The following is a 17,794-nucleotide window of genomic DNA, read 5'->3' as shown; positions in this document are numbered from 1 at the left end:
AAGCAACATGCCAGAAACTGAATACGGCAAAAGGTCCGGGACCCGGGGGCGTAATCCGCTCCGGGATCCGCGTGACCGTCGTTTGAACCGGATTGCGGGTCCGTCGTCGTTGGTGCTCTTTGGGGTTACCGGTGATTTGGCGCGCAAGAAGTTGATGCCGGCTGTGTATGACCTGGCGAACCGGGGGTTGTTGCCGCCGAGTTTCGCGTTGGTGGGTTTTGGGCGCCGGGAGTGGAGTGACGCTGATTTCGCCGGTCAGGTGAAGGCCTCGGTCCAGTCCTACGCGCGGACGCCGTTTGATGAGGCGGTGTGGAACCAGCTGGCTGAGGGCATCCGTTTTGTCCAGGGCGAGTTCGACGACGACGGCGCGTTTGAGCGGCTCGGTGAGACGATCAAGGAGCTTGACGATGTCCGCGGGACCCGCGGGAACCACGCGTTTTATTTGTCGATCCCGCCGAAGGCGTTTGAGCAGGTCTGCCGGCAGTTGTCCAAGCATGGGCTGGCGCAGGCCGAGGGTGAGAAGTGGCGGCGGGTGGTGATCGAGAAGCCGTTCGGGCATGACCTGGAATCGGCCCGGCAGCTGAACGACATTGTCGAGTCGGTGTTCCCCCCGGACGCGGTGTTCCGGATCGATCATTACCTGGGTAAGGAAACGGTGCAGAACATCCTGGCGTTGCGGTTCGCGAACCAGTTGTTCGAGCCGTTGTGGAACGCGAATTATGTGGACCATGTCCAGATCACGATGGCCGAGGACATCGGCACCGGCGGCCGGGCCGGGTATTACGACGGCGTGGGCGCGGCCCGCGACGTGATCCAGAACCACCTGCTCCAGCTTTTGGCCCTGACCGCGATGGAGGAGCCGATTTCCTTCAATGCCGATGATTTGCGGGCGGAGAAGGAAAAGGTCCTCGCCGCGGTCAAGCTCCCGGAGGACCTGTCCACGCACTCGGCGCGGGGGCAGTTCACCGGCGGCTGGCAGGGCGGGGAACAGGTCCAGGGCTACCTGGAGGAAGAGGGCATCCCGGCCGATTCCACCACGGAGACGTTCGCGGCGATCCGGGTGGACATCCACACCCGCCGCTGGGCGGGGGTGCCGTTCTACCTGCGCGCCGGCAAGCGGCTGGGGAGGCGGGTGACGGAGATCGCTGTGGTGTTCAAGCGGGCACCGAACCTGTTGTTCCGTGACCATGGGGAGGATGACTTCGGGCAGAACGCCGTGGTGATCCGGGTCCAGCCCGACGAGGGTGTGACGATCCGGTTCGGGTCCAAGGTCCCGGGCACGCAGATGGAAGTCCGTGACGTGACGATGGACTTCGGCTACGGGCACTCGTTCACCGAGTCCTCCCCGGAGGCGTATGAGCGGTTGATCCTGGATGTGCTGCTCGGTGAGCCGCCGCTGTTCCCGCGGCATGAGGAAGTGGAGTTGTCCTGGAAGATCCTTGACCCGTTCGAGGACTACTGGGCCACCCTGGATGAACAGCCCGAACCCTACGCCCCGGGCTCCTGGGGCCCGGCCAGCGCTGATGAGCTGCTGGCCCGTGACGGACGAACCTGGAGAAGGCCATGATTGTTGACCTGCCCAATACCACCACCTCGAACGTGTCCAAAAAGATCATGGCCCTGCGCGAGCAGGGCGGCGTGATCGCCCTCGGCCGGGTCCTGACCCTGGTGGTGGTCACGAAGTCCGGGCTTGAGGAAGAAGCGATCGAAGCGGCGAACGAAGCCAGCCGGGAACACCCCTGCCGGATCATCGTCCTGGCCGACGCCGGCAAAAACGCACCGGACCGGCTCGACGCGCAGATCCGGGTGGGCGGGGACGCCGGCGCCTCGGAAGTGATCGTGCTGCGCGGCTACGGCCAGCTCGCCCACGAATCCGAGTCCCTGGTCGCCGCGCTGCTGCTCCCGGACGCACCGATCGTGGCCTGGTGGCCGCACGGCGCCCCGGAAAGCGCCTGCGACACCTCCATCGGCCGGATTGCGCACCGACGGATCACCGACTCCGCGAACGAACCGGACCCGCAGGCTGCCCTGGAGAACATCCGGTCCACCTACAAAGCCGGCGACACCGACCTCGCCTGGACCCGCCTGACCAACTGGCGCATCCAACTCGCAGCCGTCCTGGACCAGGTGGACTCCTCCCCAGTGACCGCCGTCGCCGTCGAAGGAGCCTCGGACTCCCCGTCCACCATCCTGCTGGCGGCCTGGCTCACCCTGACCCTGGACGCACCCGTGACCATCGTCGCGGATCCCGCCGGCACCGGCATCCGCCGCGTCCGGCTCACCCGCCCCGGCGGGGACGTCCAGCTCTTCCGGCCGGGACTGTCCGTCGCTGAACTGACCCAGCCGGGTCAGCCCGCCCAACGGATCTCCCTTCCCCGCCGCAGCCTCCGGGACTGCCTCGCCGAAGAACTCCGCCGTTTGGACCCCGACGAAGTTTTCGGCGAAGTGATTACTATTGGACTGCCACGTACCAATCTAAGGAGCGTCCGTCCCAGTGAGCGTTGAGCCAAGAGTAAGCATCCATCCTGATTCGTCTGTTCTCATGGCAGCCATCGCGGCCAGGCTCATCACCAAACTGGTGGATGTGCAGGACAAGTACGGCGAGGCCACTGTGGTGCTGACCGGAGGCTCGGTGGGCATTGGGACGCTGAAGGCTGTTGCAGACTCTCCGGCCGCTCCCGCCGTCGACTGGTCCAAGGTCAACTTCTGGTGGGGTGACGAACGCTTTGTGGGTTCGCAGGACCCTGACCGGAACACAAAGCAGGCGTTTGACGCACTGCTGTCCCGCATCCCGGTAGATCCGGAGCGGGTCTTCCAGCCGGGCTCCTCGGACGAGTTCGGCAGCCCGGAAGAAGCTGCGGACGATTACGCCCGGCGCCTCCGGGAGGCTGCCGCCGCTGAGCATGCTGCGGACATGTCCGATGACCGGCCCGAGGAACCTTCCGCGTTGCCGCGGCTGGACGTTGTCCTGCTCGGTGTGGGTCCCGACGCGCATGTGGCGTCGCTCTTTCCGGAGCAGGGGGGAATCAGGGAGAAGGAACGGACGGTGGTGGGGGTCCGCAACTCCCCCAAACCGCCTCCGCTGCGGGTCTCGCTCACCCTCCCGGCCATCAATACGGCCTCCGAGGTCTGGATGGTGGTTGCGGGCGAGGACAAAGCCGGCGCCGTGGGCCTTGCCCTCGCGGGTGCCAACCCCGTCCAGGTACCGGCTGCAGGTCCGCGGGGAACCTCCCGGACCCTGTGGCTCATCGACGAAAACGCAGCCTCACGTGTCCCGCAGCAACTCGTCCGGAAGGACGCCGCGGGCGCGTAGCCTCTCGAGCGCTCCGGCCAGGACGTCTTCCGCGTCCTGGCCGGAGCGCCGTTCTTTAACGTACTCAAGGTGGCTCTTGAAACCGTCGTCCATGTCGTCGGCCGCTGCTGCCGCCGACTGGCCGTCCCTGGAGGCCGGCCCGCCGCACCGCCGGCAGTCCCACATGACCGGGATCTGGTCCTCGGGAAGTTTGAGGAAGACGGGCTGGGTTTCGTGCCCCTTCGCGCACCAGTAGGACACGCGGATCCGCGGCAGGGCGCTCCCGTGGTCCTCGGTGGATTGAAGGCTTGAACCTGTTCCTGCCGTTACCCCCGCGCGGGTACCTCGGAAGCCTGACGCTGGATGGACCACCGCAACTCCTGCCTTGACGCCATTGTTAAAGCAAAACTGTGGCTGTCGAAATAGCCGACAGCCACAGTTTAGTTGGCGGATCCGTACCGTGGGAGTACCCGCGGGAATCGCTGCCTCAAACGTTGGGGATCAGGAGTCCCCGCCGCTGAACCGCATGATCAGGCCCAGTGCGATGATCACCACACCCCAGGTGACACCGAGGATCACGGTGAACCTGTTCAGGTTGCGCTCGGCCACGCCGGAGGAGCTCAGGCCCGAACTCATGCCGCCGCCGAACATGTCCGACAGTCCTCCGCCCCGTCCCTTGTGGAGGAGGATAAGCAGCGTCAGCAGGAGGCTGGTGATGCCCAGGAGGATCTGCAGAATGACATGAAGAACGTCCACGACGGCCTTTCAGAAAGTTGGAATTGCGGGAGTATGCGCAGCGGGACGGATCAGTCCGTCACCAGGTGACTCTCGAACCTGACAATATTAGCAAACTCGGCAGGATCGAGGCTCGCGCCACCCACCAGCAGGCCGTCCACGTCCCGCTCCTGCAGGATGGCGGCGGCGTTGTTGGCCTTGACCGAGCCGCCGTAGAGCAGGCGCGTCTTGGCCGCTACGTCGGCGCCAAAAAGCGTTTCCAGCTCGGCGCGGATGGCGGCGCACATTTCCTGTGCATCCCCCGGGCCCGCAACTTCTCCGGTTCCGATGGCCCAGACCGGCTCGTAGGCGACCACGAGCTCGGCTGCCTGCTCGTTGGTCAGGCCCGCAACTCCGGCGCGCAGCTGTTCCAGGGTGTGGTTCACGTGCGTGGCGGCCTGCCGGATTTCCAGCCCTTCGCCAACGCAGAGGACAGGAGTGACACCGTGCTTGAACGCGGCCTTGACCTTCGCGTTGAGGACGTCGTCGGACTCGTTATGGATGGTGCGGCGTTCGCTGTGTCCCACCAGCACGTACGTGCACCCCAGCTTGTTCAGGAACTGGCCGGAGATGTCACCGGTGTAGGCGCCCGAGTCGAACTGCGAGAGGTCCTGGCCGCCGTAGGCGATATCAAGGTCGTCGCCCTGGACGAGCGTCTGGACGCCGCGGAGATCGGTGAACGGGGGGAAGACAGCAACTTCGACGCGGCTGTAGTCATGCTTTGCGTCTGAAAGGGTCCAGGCCAGTTTCTGCAGGAGGGTGATGCCCTGCACGTGGTCCATGTTCATCTTCCAGTTGCCCGCGATGAAGGGCTTGCGGTCGAAAGCACCGTTCGTTGACGTAGTCACGTATTCTCCAAAAAGTTTGTGATAAGTGTTCGGCCGGCAGGCTGCCGCGGGCAACCTGCCGGCCGGAGGATTGACAGACCGGTAGTACTACCGGAAGGCCTTACCGGAAGGCTCTACCGGTCCAGGACGCTGAGTCCCGGGAGTTCCTTGCCCTCGAGGTATTCCAGGCTCGCTCCGCCGCCGGTGGAGATGTGCCCGAACTGCTCATCGGCGAAACCCAGCGTTCGCACGGCTGCCGCGGAGTCCCCGCCGCCAACCACAGTGAACGCTTCGGTTTCGGTCAGGGCCTGGGCAATCGCGCGGGTTCCGGCCGAGAAGGCTTCGAACTCGAAGACCCCCATGGGACCGTTCCAGAAGACTGTCCGGGCACCCTTGATACGGTCGGCGAAGGCAGCGGCAGAGTCCGGGCCGATGTCGAGCCCGATGCCCTGCGCGCCAAAGCTGCTGTCCTCAATGGCATCCGCAGCAACAGTTTCGTGCGCAGCGTCGGCCGCGAACTTCTCCGCCACCACGACGTCGGTGGGCACCACGAATTCGGTGCCGGCATCGGCCGCGCGCTTAAGGTAGTCCTGGACCACGGGGATCTGGTCTTCCTCGAGCAGGCTTCCAGCCACCTTGTGGCCGGCAGCGGCGAGGAAGGTGAACAGCATGCCGCCGCCCACCAGGATGGTGTCCGCCTTGCCGAGCAGGTTGTCGATGACCGCGAGCTTGTCAGAGACCTTGGAACCGCCGAGCACCACGACGTAGGGACGCTGCGTATCGGCGGTGAGCTTGCGCAGGACCTCCACCTCGGTGTGCACCAGGTCGCCCTGGTACGACGGAAGCCGGGTGGCGACGTCGTACACGCTGGCGTGCTTGCGGTGCACGGCACCGAAGGCGTCATCCACGTAGGCACCGTTGCCGCCGGTCAGCGCAACCAGCTCGTCAGCGAAGGCGCCGCGCTGTGCGTCGTCCTTGCTGGTCTCGCGGGCGTCGAAGCGGACGTTCTCAAGGACGAGTACCTCGCCGTCCTGCAGCGCGGCTGCTGCCTCTTTGGCGGAGGCTCCCACGGTGTCGTCTGCGAGGGTGACCTTGAAGTCCGCCAGTTCCGCCAGCCGGGTGGCTGCGGGGCGAAGGGAGTACTTGTCTTCGGGTGCGCCCTTGGGGCGTCCGAGGTGGGCTGTTACCAGCACGCGGGCACCGGCGTCCGTGAGCTTTGACAGCACTGGAAGTGAGGCCTTGATGCGGCCGTCGTCAGTGACTGTAGAGCCGTCGAGCGGCACATTCAGGTCACTTCGAACCAGAATGTACCGCCCGCGGACACCTTCAGCGATGAGTTCGTTGAGGGTGTGAGATGTCATGTGTCTAACCCTAGCCCAGCTTGGATGCGACAAGCTCCGTAAGGTCAACGAGGCGGTTTGAGTAGCCCCATTCGTTGTCATACCAGGAAACAACCTTGACCTGGTTGCCAATCACCTTGGTCAGGCCGGAGTCAAAGATGGACGACGCCGGGTCCCCGACGATGTCCGAGGAGACGATCGGCTCATCGGTGTAGGTCAGGAAGCCCTGCAGTTCCTCGGACTCCGCAGCGCGCTTGAGGGCGGCGTTGACTTCCTCGACGGTGGTCTCGCGGGAGACCGTGACGGTGAGGTCGGTGGCCGAACCGGTGGGCACGGGAACGCGGATGGCGTAGCCGTCCAGCTTGCCCTTCAGCTCGGGCAGGACGAGTCCGATGGCCTTGGCTGCACCGGTGGAGGTGGGAACCATGTTGATGGCGGCGGCGCGTGCACGGCGGAGGTCGTTGTGCGGGCCGTCCTGCAGGTTCTGGTCTGCGGTGTAGGCGTGGACGGTGGTCATGAGGCCGCGTTCGATGCCGAACTCGTCGTTGACCACCTTGGCCAGCGGGCCGAGGCAGTTAGTGGTGCAGGATGCGTTGGAAATGATGTGGTGCGTGGCGTTGTCGTACAGCTTGTGGTTCACGCCCATCACGATAGTGATGTCTTCATCGGACGCCGGGGCGGAGATGAGGACCTTCTTGGCGCCGGCGTCGATGTGCTTCTGCGCAGCGGCGGCCTTGGTGAAGAAGCCGGTGGATTCGATGACGATGTCCACGCCCAGCTCGCCCCAGGGCAGGTTGGCGGGATCGCGCTCAGCCAGGACCTTGATGACGTTGCCGTTGACGACGATGTTGCCGTCCTTGACCTCGATGGTTTCCTTCAGCCGGCCGCCGACGGAGTCGTACTTGAACAGGTGCGCCAGGGCCTCGGGGCTGGTGAGGTCGTTGACGGCAACGATCTCCAGGTCCGCGCCTTGTGCAAGCGCTGCGCGGAAGTAGTTGCGGCCAATACGGCCAAAGCCGTTAATACCAATACGGGTCGTCACTTTTTCAGTCTCCTTGGTGCTTTATGAAGCACTACTAGTTGAGCGGGCGTTCAAGCCAACTAACAGATCCCGCACGCCATTGGGCAGAGATGATTTACATACGGAGGGCGACCAGCCTCATTGCTGAAGGCTAACCGCCTTCCGTGACCTATCTTACGTTTAACTGGGTCCGCCCCCGCAAGTGCGGGGGCGGACGGTCCACATCGCGGCCTCTTTAAGTCCGAATGTGAAGTTTGTTACACACGCGTGTGGCGGTGCTCACTACCGTACGGTGATGAGTCCCGTGGCGTTGCTGCGTGCTGCCTCGAACCGCTTGGTGACGTCGGCCCAGTTGACGATGTTCCAGAACGCCTTGACGTAGTCAGCCTTGACGTTGACGTAGTCCAGGTAGAAGGCGTGCTCCCACATGTCGAGCATCAGCAGAGGGGTGGTGCCCAGCGCCACGTTGCCCTGCTGGTCGTACAGCTGCTCGATGACCAGGTTGCCACCGATGGGCTCGTAGGCCAGGAAGCCCCAGCCCGAACCCTGCAGGCCGAGGGCAGCTGCGGAGAACTGTGCACGGAACGCGTCGAAGGAGCCGAAGGCGTCATCGATGGCTGCAGCCAGCTCACCTTCGGGCTTGTCGCCGCCGTCCGGGGAGAGGTTGTTCCAGAACACGGAGTGGTTGACGTGGCCGCCGGTGTGGAACGCGAGGTCCTTGGAGAGCCGGTTGATGTTGGCGAAGTCGCCCTTTTCGCGGGCTTCAGCCAGCTGTGCCAGGGCGTTGTTGGCGCCTGCCACGTAGGCTGCGTGGTGCTTGCTGTGGTGCAGCTCCATGATCCGCGCGGAAATGTGCGGTTCGAGGGCGGCGTAGTCGTAGCTGAGTTCCGGCAAAACGTACTCGGTCACAAAATCCTCCAATATCGTGGACACTCGGTCCGGGTGGTAACTCTCGGATTGTGCATCCGGACGGCGGGCGCCCGGAATTATTTTTGATTCTATGGGGCGCTCACTCGTCGAGCATTTCGGGCGTCACATTGGCATCGGTTCCGGGTATGCCAAGGTCAAGGGCCCGCTTGTCCGCCATCGCCAGGAGACGGCGGATCCGTCCTGCGATGGCGTCCTTGGTCATGACGGGATCGGCCAGCCGCCCCAGTTCGTCCAGGCTGGCCTGTTTGTGGGCAACGCGCAGTTCGCCCGCGTATTTCAGGTGCTCGGGAACGTCGTCGCCGAGGATCTCAAGGGCCCGGTCCACGCGCGCGCCCGCCGCGACGGCCGCCTGTGCCGAGCGGCGCAGGTTGGCGTCATCGAAGTTGGCGAGGCGGTTGGCGGTGGCCCGGACTTCCTTGCGCATCCGCCGTTCCTCCCAGACCATCAGTGCGTCGTGGGCACCCATGCGGGTGAGGAGGGCGGCGATGGTGTCGCCGTCGCGGATGACAACGCGGTCCACTCCCCTGACTTCGCGCGCCTTGGCCTGGATGTCCAGCCGGCGGGCGGCGCCCACAAGTGCCAAAGCTGATTCGGGGCCGGGGCAGGTGACCTCCAGGGAGGAGGAGCGGCCGGGTTCGGTGAGTGAGCCGTGCGCCAGGAAGGCGCCGCGCCAGACGGCCTCCGCATCCGCTGCCGAACCGTTGACGACGGCGGACGGCAACCCGCGCACGGGGCGGCCGCGGCCGTCGAGGAGGCCGGTCTGCCGGGCCAGCGCCTCGCCGTCGCGCACTACCCGGACCACATACCTGCTGGCGCGCCGCAGCCCGCCCGCCGAGACTACGATGATCTCGCTCTGGTGTCCGTAGACCTCGGCAATGGCCGACCGCAGCCGTCGCGCGGTGGACGCGAGGTCCACTTCGGCCTCGATGACGATCCGGCCGGAAATGATGTGGAGTCCGCCTGCGAAGCGGAGCATCGCGGAAACTTCCGCCTTGCGCACTGATGACTTCTTGATGTCCAGACGGGACAGTTCTTCCTTGACCGATGCTGTCAGTGCCATGGCACCTTCCTAACTGTTCCCAAAAATGTCCTGGTACGCCGTCGCCAGACGCAGGGGGTCATGGACGGGCCGGCGAACCGACGCCCCTACTTTACCCAAGACCACCTCGGCGCCGATCATCGCGGCTGCCTTCTCGAACTCCTGCCGGTCCGGAACGGAGGCGGGATCCGCCAGGACGACGTCCACGCTGAATTCCGGAGCGTAACGGCGCAGCACGTGGAGGTGGTCGGCGGCCGTCATGCCCGACGTTTCCTTGGTGTCCGTGGCGAGGTTCATGGTGAGGCAGCGTTTGGCTGGGGTGTGGCACAGCGCCTGCCGCATTTCGGGCAGGAGCAGGTGCGGGAGCACGGAGGTGTACCAGGAGCCCGGGCCCAGGATGACCCAGTCCGCGAGTTCGATGGCCGTGAGTGCTTCGGTGCAGGCCGGGGCGGCTTCCGGCAGGAGCCTCACCTGCTCCAGGGAACCTGCAACGGCGCACCGTGCCTGCCCGTGGATTGTCTGCAGCACGGATTCGCCGTCGGGTGCGGTGACCCGGACATCCCCTTCGATGGTCAGGGGCACGGTGGACATGGGCAGCACCTGGCCGCGCGCGCCGAGCAGCGCACCGGCCCACTTGAGGCCGGCGACGGCGTCGCCGAGCAGTTCCCAGAGGGTGACGATGAGCAGGTTCCCCATGGCGTGCTCGTCCAGGGAGCCGCCGGGGCCATTGCCGGGACGGAAGCGGTGCTGCATGACGTCGCGCCAGGTGCGTCCCCAGTCGGTATCGTCGCAAAGGGCTGACAGTGCCATGCGCAGGTCGCCGGGCGGGAGGACGCCGTACTCCTCGCGCAGGCGCCCGGAAGAGCCGCCGTCGTCCGCTACCGTCACGATGGCGGTGAGCTGGGAGGTGAGCAGGCGCAGCGCCGAAAGGGAGGCGGCCAGGCCGTGCCCGCCGCCGAGGGCAACCACGTTGGGGCCTTTGTCCTGCTGCGCCGCCGCTGTCCCGGAGGCAGGCGGGACCAACGGCAGTGCGCCGGTGAACAACGCCATTATTCGCGGCCCAGATCCCGGTGCGTGGTGGTCACCGTGACCCGCGGGTATTGCGCCAGCTTCTTGGAAAGTTCGACGGCGACGGCCACGGAACGGTGCTTCCCGCCCGTGCAGCCCACGGCAATGGTGGCGTAGTGCTTGTTTTCCCGGCGGTAGCCGTCCAGGACGGGCTCGAGGGCCATGACGTAGCGGTCCACGAAGTTCTTGACGCCCTCGGCCTCGAGGACGTAGTCACTGACGTCCTTGTCCAGCCCGGTGTGCGGGCGCAGCTGCGGCACCCAGTGCGGGTTGGGGATGAACCGGACGTCCGCCACGTAGTTGGAATCGACGGGCAGGCCGTACTTGAAGCCGAAGCTCATGATGTTCAGGCGGAGGGCGACCGGGCCGGTTTCGCTGAACAGTTCCGTGATTGCCGTGGCCAGGCCATGGACGTTGTAGCCGGAGGTGTCGAGCACGACGTCGGAGCTGTCGCGCAGTTCCTGGAGCAGCTCGCGTTCCGCCGCGATGCCGTCGAGGATGCGCCCGCCGCCCTGCAGCGGGTGGGGCCGGCGCCCCTGCTCGAAGCGGCGGACCAGGACGTTGTCGCTGGCGTCGAGGAACAGCACGCGGAAGGTGACCCCGCTGGCGGCGAGGGCTCCCAGGGCGGCGCGGATGTCCGCGAAGAGGCCCTTGCTGCGGACGTCGATCACCACGGCCAGGCGCGGGATGGACTGCGGGGCGTGCGAGACGAGTTCGGCCAGCGTCCCCAGCATCTGCGGCGGCAGGTTCTCCACGACGTACCAGCCGTGGTCCTCGAGGGCGTCAGCGGCTGTACTCCGTCCGGCGCCGGACATCCCGGTGACCACCAGCAGCTCCGCTTCGAGCGGCTTTACGGGCTGCATCCCGTCAAGCCCGGCTCCGGATTCCGCCGTCGTGTCTGCCATTAAGTACGCCCCGTTTCTGTTGTTGTCACGCGGGGCGGCCGCACTGGCGGAAACCCCGCTCTTTACCCTAGCTAAGTTTCGATGATTTCGCCGGTGGTCATGTTGATGGCCGGTACCGTGGCTGCGGCCGGACCCTCGGCAGAAAAATGGGTCACGATGGCGCCGGCCAGTGCCGGTCCGATGCCCTTCGCCTGGGAAAGTTCCTCCGCGGTGGCGGCCTTGACGCCCTTGACGGACCCGAAATGCGCCAGCAGGGCCTTCCGCTTGGACGCGCCCAGCCCCGGCACACCGTCCAGCGCGGAGACCGTCATGGCCTTTCCACGCTTCTGCCGGTGGAACGTGATCGCGAAGCGGTGGGCTTCGTCGCGGATGCGCTGCAGCAGGTAGAGGCCCTGCGAGGTGCGGGGAAGGATGACCGGGAAGTCGCTGTCCGGAAGCCAGACCTCTTCGAGGCGCTTGGCCAGGCCCACAACGTAGACGTCATCGATGCCAAGGTCCGCGAGGGCGCGCGCTGCCGCGTTGACCTGCGGCTTGCCGCCGTCCACCACCACCAGGTTGGGCGGGTAGGCGAACTTTGCACGCGGCGCCGGGGTGGTGCTGTCCAGTACGGTGGCTTCGGGTGCCGGTGCCGGTGCGGGTGCCGTGGTTGGTTCGGTGCCCAGCGGTTCCGGGCTCAGCGGTTCAGGGCTCAGGGGCTCCGGGTTGAGCGCGGACTCGTCCACCTGCGCGGACTTGTCCTGCAGGTAGTGGCGGAACCGCCGCGTCAGGACGTCGTGCATGGCGGCGGTATCGTCCGCGGCCGCGGGTCCGGTGACGGAGAACTTGCGGTAGTCGGACTTCTTGGGCAGACCGTCCTCCACCACCACCATGGAGGCCACCACGTTGGTTCCCTGGACGTGCGAAACGTCGAAGCATTCGATGCGCAGCAGCGGCACAGGCAGGTCCAGCGCCTCCTGAAGTTCCTGGAGCGCCTGCGACCTGACGGTCAGGTCTCCTGCCCGGCGGGTCTTGTGGAGTTTCAGCGCATGCTCTGCGTTTTCACGCACCGTGGACATCAGCGCTGCCTTGTCGCCGCGCTGCGGAACCCTGATGTCCACTTTGGCGCCCCGGATGCCGGCAAGCCACTCCGCCAGCTCCCCGGTGTTGCTGGGCTCCACCGGAACGAGCACTTCGCGGGGCAGCCGGCCGTGACTGTCGCCGTCGCCGCCATAGACCTGCTGCAGGAGGTGCTCCACGAGGTCCGGGGTGGTGGAATCCTCCACTTTTTCCACGACCCAGCCGCGCTGGCCGCGGATCCTGCCGCCGCGGACGTGGAACACCTGCACGGCGGCTTCCAATTCGTCCTCGTGCAGGGCGAAGATGTCGGCGTCGGTGTCCTCCGCGAGCACCACGGCGTTGCGTTCGAAGACCTTGCGCAGGGCGGTGATGTCATCGCGGATCCTGGCTGCATGCTCGTAGTCGAGTTCAGCCACCGCTTCTGCCATCCGCTTTTCCAGCTTGGCGATGAAGCGCTTGGCCTCCCCGCCCATGAAGGCGCAGAAGTCCTCCGCCAGGGCCCGGTGGTCCTCCGGCGAGATGCGGCCCACGCAGGGTGCGGCGCATTTGTCGATGTAGCCCAGCAGGCACGGGCGCCCGCTGGCCTGGGCCCGTTTGAAGACTCCGGCGCTGCAGCTGCGCACCGGGAAGACGCGCAACAGGGTGTCCATGGTTTCCCGGATGGCGCCCGCGGTGTAGGGGCCGAAGTAGCGGGTGCCCTTTTTCTTGTCACCGCGCATCACCTGGACGCGCGGGTACTTCTCCCCCATGGTCATTGCGAGGTAGGGGTAGGTTTTGTCGTCCCTGAACACCACGTTGAACCGCGGTTTGAATTCCTTGATCCAGGTGTATTCCAGCTGCAGCGACTCCAGCTCGCTGCCCACCACGGTCCATTCCACGCTGCTTGCGGCATGGACCATGGCGTAGGTTTTCGGAAGCAGCCCGGCAGGGTTGGCGAAGTAGGAGTTCAGCCGCGATCTGAGGCTCTTCGCCTTGCCCACGTAAATGACCCGGCCGTGGGGATCACGGAACCGGTAAACCCCGGGGTTGGTGGGAATCTCACCCGTCCTGGGCCTGTAACTTGCTGGATTTGCCACCTATATAGTCTACTGATCCGCGGCCGGTGGCTTTGCCGTGCCGCTGACCGGCACCCCGTTGGCAGGGCCTACTCGATGACCTTGCTCTGGTTGTAGCTGGTGGACCGTTCCTGCCCGCTGAGTTCGGCGATGGCATCCATGATCCGGTCCGTCACTTCGCGCCGCGCAGGCAGCGAGTGGTCCGGCCCGGTCTTATCGAAGTAGAGCGGCTCGCCCACCTTCATGGTGAAGTGCTGCGGCCGCACGCCCTTCTCGCCTGCCCGCTGCAGGTTTTCCGTCCCAATCAGGCCTACCGGGATCACAGGCGCCCCGGTGGTCAGCGCCAGCCAGCCCACCCCCGTGCGTCCGCGGTACAGGATGCCGTCGCGGGAGCGGGTGCCTTCCGGGTAGATGCCGATTCCCCGGCCGGATTCCAGGATGTCCATCAGGGTTTTGAGCGCCTGGACACTGGCGGCCTGCTCGCCGCGTTCCACGGGAATGGACCCCACCGATTCGAAGAAGGCCTTCATGGCCTTGCCCTTGACGCCGCCGGTGGTGAAATATTCGGCCTTCGCGAAGAAAGCCACCGGGCGGGGCATCAGTGCCTGCACGATGACACTGTCAAAAAAGGACAGGTGGTTGGGAGCGACGATGAACGGCCCGTCGGTGGGGACGTTTTCAATGCCGACGACGGATGGCCGGCAGGTGCCGGCGATCAGGGTGCGGGTGGTCCAGCGGACGGCTTCAAACATTTCCATCGTTGGTCACCTCGCTCATGGCCGCGCTGTGGATGCCCTGCAGCCGGTCGATGGCCTGTGCCAGTTCTTCCGCAGTGCTGACGACCGCAACTGAACCGGCGGCCTCCAGTTCGCCGTCGGGCGCAAACCCCCACGCCACGCCGATGCAGTCGAGCCCGTTGGCGATGGCCCCGGAGACGTCCTGCGCCCGGTCCCCCACCATTATGGCGTGCTGGGTCTCGAGGTCCCGCAGTGCTGCGGCAATGATCTCGGTCTTCCCCAGGGGAACGCCGTCCACGGCCGTTTCGTCATCCGCCGAGCCGCGGATGCTGAGGAACAGTCCGTCGATGCCGTGGTGGGCCAGGACCGTCCGGGCCAGGTTCTGCGGCTTTTGGGTTGCGACAGCCACCGGCCGGCCAGCGGCGGCGTAGGCCTCCAGCAGTTCCAGGATGCCCGGGTAAAGCCGGCTCTGGGCGATGCCGGTGGCCACGTAGTACTCCCGGTAGCGCCGAATGACCTCGTCCAGGAGGCCGGCCGGCACCTTGGCGACGTTGAGGAGCGAATCGCTCAGCTTCGGGCCGATCATCGCCTCGAGCAGGTCCTGGCCGGGGACGGGAAGCCCCAGCCCGCGGAGGGCTGAGGCGATTCCGTCTGTTATCCCACCGGCCGGATCGACAAGAGTGCCGTCCAGGTCAAAGATCACGGGCACTGTTGTTGAAGTCACCGGGTTAGTTTCTCACGACAGAAGCAGTGCCTGAAACTCGCATGCCTGCAGCGGAATACTTCTCCTGCTCTAGCCCAGGATTTCGGCCAGGAAGGTGGCGGTGTGGCTGGTGGTGGAGGTTGCTACCTGCTCCGGCGTGCCGGTGGCAACGACCTGGCCGCCGCCGGAGCCGCCGTCGGGCCCAAGATCCACGATCCAGTCCGCGCTCTTGATGACATCCAGGTTGTGCTCGATGGTGATGACCGTGTTGCCTTTGTCCACCAGCCCCTGCAGGACCATCAGCAGCTTGCGGATGTCCTCGAAGTGCAGGCCGGTGGTGGGCTCGTCCAGGACGTACACGCTGCGGCCGTTGGACCGCTTCTGCAGTTCTGCCGCCAGCTTGACGCGCTGCGCCTCACCGCCGGAAAGCGTGGTGGCGGGCTGGCCGAGCCGGACGTACCCCAGGCCCACGTCCACGAGCGTGTTCAGGTGCCGTGCAATGGGCGAGAACGCCGCGAAGAACTCGGCGCCCTCCTCGATGGGCATGTTGAGGACATCCGCGATGGTTTTGCCCTTGTAGTGCACTTCCAGGGTTTCCCTGTTGTAGCGCGCGCCGTGGCATACCTCGCACGGGACGTAGACGTCCGGCAGGAAGTTCATCTCGATCTTCAGTGTGCCGTCACCGGAGCAGGCTTCGCACCGGCCGCCCTTGACGTTGAAGGAGAAGCGGCCGGGAAGGTAGCCCCGGACCTTGGCTTCGGTGGTTTCCGCGAAGAGCTTGCGGATGTTGTCGAACACGCCGGTGTAGGTGGCGGGGTTGGAGCGGGGCGTCCGCCCGATGGGGCTCTGGTCCACGTGGACCACCTTGTCCAGGTGCTCCAGCCCGTGGATGGTCTTGTGCCGCCCGGCTACCTGCTTGGCACCGTTGAGCTTGTTGGCGAGCACCTTGTACAGGATCTCGTTGACAAGGGTGGACTTGCCCGAGCCGCTCACGCCCGTCACCGCGGTGAAGAGGCCAAGCGGGAACGCGGCGTCCACGTTGACCAGGTTGTTTTCCCGCGCACCCACCACCTTGAGTTCGCGCTTCTTGTCGTACTTGCGGCGCTTCTTGGGCACTTCGATGCTCTTGCGGCCCGACAGGTAGTCGCCGGTCAGCGATGCGGTGTTCTCGAGGAGTTCCTTGTAGGAGCCGGAGTGGACCACCTGGCCGCCGTGTTCACCGGCGCCCGGTCCGATGTCCACGATCCAGTCGGCAACATGGATGGTGTCCTCGTCGTGTTCCACGACGATGAGGGTGTTGCCCATGTCCCGGAGCCGGGTAAGGGTGTCAATAAGGCGCCGGTTGTCGCGCTGGTGCAGCCCGATGGAGGGCTCGTCCAGCACGTAAAGCACGCCCACCAGGCCCGAGCCGATCTGGGTGGCGAGCCGGATGCGCTGCGCCTCGCCGCCGGAGAGGGTGGCGGATGGGCGTTCCAGGTTCAGGTATTCCAGCCCCACGTCCAGGAGGAACGTCAGGCGTGCCTGGATCTCCTTGAGCACCTGGTGTGCGATCTGTGCTTCGCGGCCGGTCAGGACCAGGTTGTTCAGGAACTCCGCGCAGTCGCGCATGGGAAGGGCCGCGACGTCGGCGATGGACTTGCCGTTGATAAGCACCGACAGGGACGCAGGATTGAGGCGCGCGCCGTTGCAGGCGGGGCAGGGAATCTGCCGCATGTACTCTTCGTAGCGGTCGCGGGCCCAGTCGGAATCGGTCTCGCCGTGCTTGCGGTGGACGTACTGGATGGCCCCTTCAAAGCCGGTGCTGTACTTGCGTTCCCGGCCGAAGCGGTTGCGGTACTGCACCACCACTTTGTGGTCCTTGCCGTGCAGGACGGTCTGGCGGACGTCCTTGCCCAGCTTTTCCCAGGGGGTGTCCATCGAGAACCCGAGTTCCTTGGCGAGGCCCTCCAGGAGCCGGTTCCAGTACTCGGTGGTGGCTGTTCCCAGCGACCAGGGGGCGATGGCGCCCTCGGACAAGGACAGCTCGGGGTTGGGGACGATGAGTTCCTCGTCCACCTCGAGCCGGGTGCCGATGCCGCTGCAGGCGGCGCAGGCGCCGAAAGGGTTGTTGAAGGAGAAGGACCGTGGCTCGATCTCGTCGATGGCAAGGGGATGCTCGTTGGGGCAGGCCAGGTTTTCGGAGAAGGCGCGGATCCGCGCGGGGTCATCCGCCTCAAGGTCCACGAACTCTGCCAGGACGCGGCCCTCGGCCAGGCCAAGGGCGGTTTCGATGGAGTCGGTGAGGCGCTGGCTGATGCCTTCCTTGACCACGAGGCGGTCCACCACCACTTCGATGGTGTGCTTGAACTGCTTGCCCAGCTTTGGCGGATCGCTCAGCTGGACAAGGTCGCCGTCCACCCTGGCCCGGGAATATCCCTTTGCAGTGAGCTCCTTGAAGAGATCGACGAATTCACCCTTGCGTCCACGCACCACGGGAGCGAGGACCTGGAAACGGGTGCCTTCGTCGAGTTCCAGGAGCTGGTCGACGATCTGCTGCGGAGTTTGCTTGGCCACCGGCTCACCGCAGACCGGGCAGTGCGGCCGTCCCACGCGTGCCCAGAGGAGCCGCATGTAGTCGTAGATCTCGGTGATGGTGCCCACCGTTGAGCGCGGGTTCTTGCTGGTGGACTTCTGGTCGATGGAGACTGCCGGCGAGAGTCCTTCGATGAAGTCGACGTCGGGCTTGTCCACCTGGCCGAGGAATTGCCGGGCGTAGGCGGACAGGGACTCCACGTAGCGGCGCTGGCCTTCGGCGAAGATCGTGTCGAACGCGAGGGAGGACTTGCCGGAGCCGGAGAGTCCGGTGAAGACGATCATCGCGTCGCGCGGCAGGTCGAGGTCCACGTTGCGCAGGTTGTGCTCCCGGGCACCCTTCACCACAAGGCGGGAGAGGTCCGGCCGCTGAAGTGTGGCAGCGGAGGGCACGGCGACGGAAGCGGATTGGATGGCGGATTCTTCAGCTACGGCTTTAGGCACCCCATAATGCTAATCGAAAACTTCTTCGAACA

General features: G+C 65.6%; 16 protein-coding genes. 3 read left to right on the top strand and 13 right to left on the bottom strand.

What is annotated here, in order from left to right; genetic code table 11:
• Positions 1-7: 7 nt before the first annotated feature.
• From zwf to pgl, 3 genes are read left to right on the top strand one after another with little or no spacing between them, the layout of a single operon-like run.
• The gene (zwf, locus tag B5520_RS05350; protein WP_079596048.1) at positions 8-1,567 is read left to right on the top strand and encodes a glucose-6-phosphate dehydrogenase; all 1,560 of its coding nucleotides are present in this window, start codon (positions 8-10) and stop codon (positions 1,565-1,567) included.
• Entirely contained in the window at positions 1,564-2,505 is a 942-nt protein-coding gene (locus tag B5520_RS05345; RefSeq protein ID WP_079596047.1) for a glucose-6-phosphate dehydrogenase assembly protein OpcA, read from the top strand. The genes zwf and B5520_RS05345 overlap by 4 nt, the downstream gene beginning before the upstream one ends.
• On the top strand, positions 2,495-3,313 hold the full coding sequence (gene pgl / locus B5520_RS05340; protein WP_079596046.1) for a 6-phosphogluconolactonase: 819 nt from the start codon (positions 2,495-2,497) through the stop codon (positions 3,311-3,313). The genes B5520_RS05345 and pgl overlap by 11 nt, the downstream gene beginning before the upstream one ends.
• On the opposite strand, the gene B5520_RS05335 is transcribed toward pgl, so the two are convergent.
• The 13 genes from B5520_RS05335 to uvrA form a co-directional block, all read right to left on the bottom strand.
• Entirely contained in the window at positions 3,266-3,664 is a 399-nt protein-coding gene (locus B5520_RS05335) for an RNA polymerase-binding protein RbpA (RefSeq protein ID WP_079596045.1), read from the bottom strand. The genes pgl and B5520_RS05335 overlap by 48 nt on opposite strands.
• 129 nt (positions 3,665-3,793) lie before the next feature.
• Positions 3,794-4,048 (bottom strand): preprotein translocase subunit SecG, encoded by a 255-nt coding sequence (gene secG / locus B5520_RS05330; RefSeq protein ID WP_079596044.1) that lies wholly within the window; start codon positions 4,046-4,048, stop codon positions 3,794-3,796.
• 50 nt (positions 4,049-4,098) lie between these two features.
• Positions 4,099-4,914 carry a triose-phosphate isomerase gene (tpiA, locus tag B5520_RS05325; RefSeq protein WP_079596043.1) on the bottom strand — a complete coding sequence of 272 codons (816 nt, stop codon included), beginning with the start codon at positions 4,912-4,914 and terminating at the stop codon, positions 4,099-4,101.
• A 113-nt stretch (positions 4,915-5,027) separates the two neighbouring features.
• Positions 5,028-6,254: a phosphoglycerate kinase gene (gene pgk, locus B5520_RS05320; protein WP_079596042.1), complete on the bottom strand. Its 1,227-nt coding sequence runs from the start codon at positions 6,252-6,254 to the stop codon at positions 5,028-5,030.
• Between the two features lie 10 nt (positions 6,255-6,264).
• The gene (gap, locus tag B5520_RS05315; protein ID WP_079596041.1) at positions 6,265-7,275 is read right to left on the bottom strand and encodes a type I glyceraldehyde-3-phosphate dehydrogenase; all 1,011 of its coding nucleotides are present in this window, start codon (positions 7,273-7,275) and stop codon (positions 6,265-6,267) included.
• Positions 7,276-7,536: 261 nt separating this feature from the next.
• The gene (locus B5520_RS05310; protein WP_079596040.1) at positions 7,537-8,163 is read right to left on the bottom strand and encodes a superoxide dismutase; all 627 of its coding nucleotides are present in this window, start codon (positions 8,161-8,163) and stop codon (positions 7,537-7,539) included.
• A gap of 100 nt (positions 8,164-8,263) precedes the next feature.
• Positions 8,264-9,244, bottom strand: a complete 981-nt coding sequence (gene whiA, locus B5520_RS05305) for a DNA-binding protein WhiA (RefSeq protein WP_079596039.1) — start codon at positions 9,242-9,244, stop codon at positions 8,264-8,266.
• Positions 9,245-9,253: 9 nt separating this feature from the next.
• Positions 9,254-10,273, bottom strand: coding sequence for a gluconeogenesis factor YvcK family protein (yvcK, locus tag B5520_RS05300; protein WP_079596038.1), 1,020 nt, complete (start codon positions 10,271-10,273; stop codon positions 9,254-9,256).
• Positions 10,273-11,196, bottom strand: coding sequence for an RNase adapter RapZ (rapZ, locus tag B5520_RS05295; protein WP_079596037.1), 924 nt, complete (start codon positions 11,194-11,196; stop codon positions 10,273-10,275). Before rapZ ends, yvcK begins: the two co-directional genes overlap by 1 nt.
• Positions 11,197-11,267: 71 nt before the next feature.
• Positions 11,268-13,328: an excinuclease ABC subunit UvrC gene (gene uvrC, locus B5520_RS05290; protein WP_079596036.1), complete on the bottom strand. Its 2,061-nt coding sequence runs from the start codon at positions 13,326-13,328 to the stop codon at positions 11,268-11,270.
• Positions 13,329-13,396: 68 nt separating this feature from the next.
• Positions 13,397-14,065, bottom strand: coding sequence for a lysophospholipid acyltransferase family protein (locus B5520_RS05285; RefSeq protein ID WP_079596035.1), 669 nt, complete (start codon positions 14,063-14,065; stop codon positions 13,397-13,399).
• Positions 14,052-14,768, bottom strand: coding sequence for an HAD hydrolase-like protein (locus B5520_RS05280; protein ID WP_079596034.1), 717 nt, complete (start codon positions 14,766-14,768; stop codon positions 14,052-14,054). The genes B5520_RS05285 and B5520_RS05280 overlap by 14 nt, the downstream gene beginning before the upstream one ends.
• 69 nt (positions 14,769-14,837) lie before the next feature.
• Positions 14,838-17,762, bottom strand: a complete 2,925-nt coding sequence (gene uvrA, locus B5520_RS05275) for an excinuclease ABC subunit UvrA (protein WP_079596033.1) — start codon at positions 17,760-17,762, stop codon at positions 14,838-14,840.
• Positions 17,763-17,794 lie beyond the last annotated feature (32 nt).

Origin of the sequence: Arthrobacter sp. P2b, assembly GCF_900168295.1 — a bacterium.
Classification (GTDB): domain Bacteria; phylum Actinomycetota; class Actinomycetes; order Actinomycetales; family Micrococcaceae; genus Arthrobacter.
The sequence above is the reverse complement of the archived record's forward strand: the minus strand, read 5'-3'. Positions and strand labels throughout refer to the sequence as shown.

Bases quoted from the DNA above. Each gene is read 5' to 3' on its own strand.
- pgk (WP_079596042.1), bottom strand. From the start codon at position 6,254: ATGACATCTCACACCCTCAACGAACTCATCGCTGAAGGTGTCCGCGGG.
- B5520_RS05285 (WP_079596035.1), bottom strand. From the start codon at position 14,065: ATGGAAATGTTTGAAGCCGTCCGCTGGACCACCCGCACCCTGATCGCC.
- rapZ (WP_079596037.1), bottom strand. From the start codon at position 11,196: ATGGCAGACACGACGGCGGAATCCGGAGCCGGGCTTGACGGGATGCAG.
- B5520_RS05345 (WP_079596047.1), top strand. From the start codon at position 1,564: ATGATTGTTGACCTGCCCAATACCACCACCTCGAACGTGTCCAAAAAG.
- yvcK (WP_079596038.1), bottom strand. From the start codon at position 10,273: ATGGCGTTGTTCACCGGCGCACTGCCGTTGGTCCCGCCTGCCTCCGGG.
- zwf (WP_079596048.1), top strand. From the start codon at position 8: ATGCCAGAAACTGAATACGGCAAAAGGTCCGGGACCCGGGGGCGTAAT.
- whiA (WP_079596039.1), bottom strand. From the start codon at position 9,244: ATGGCACTGACAGCATCGGTCAAGGAAGAACTGTCCCGTCTGGACATC.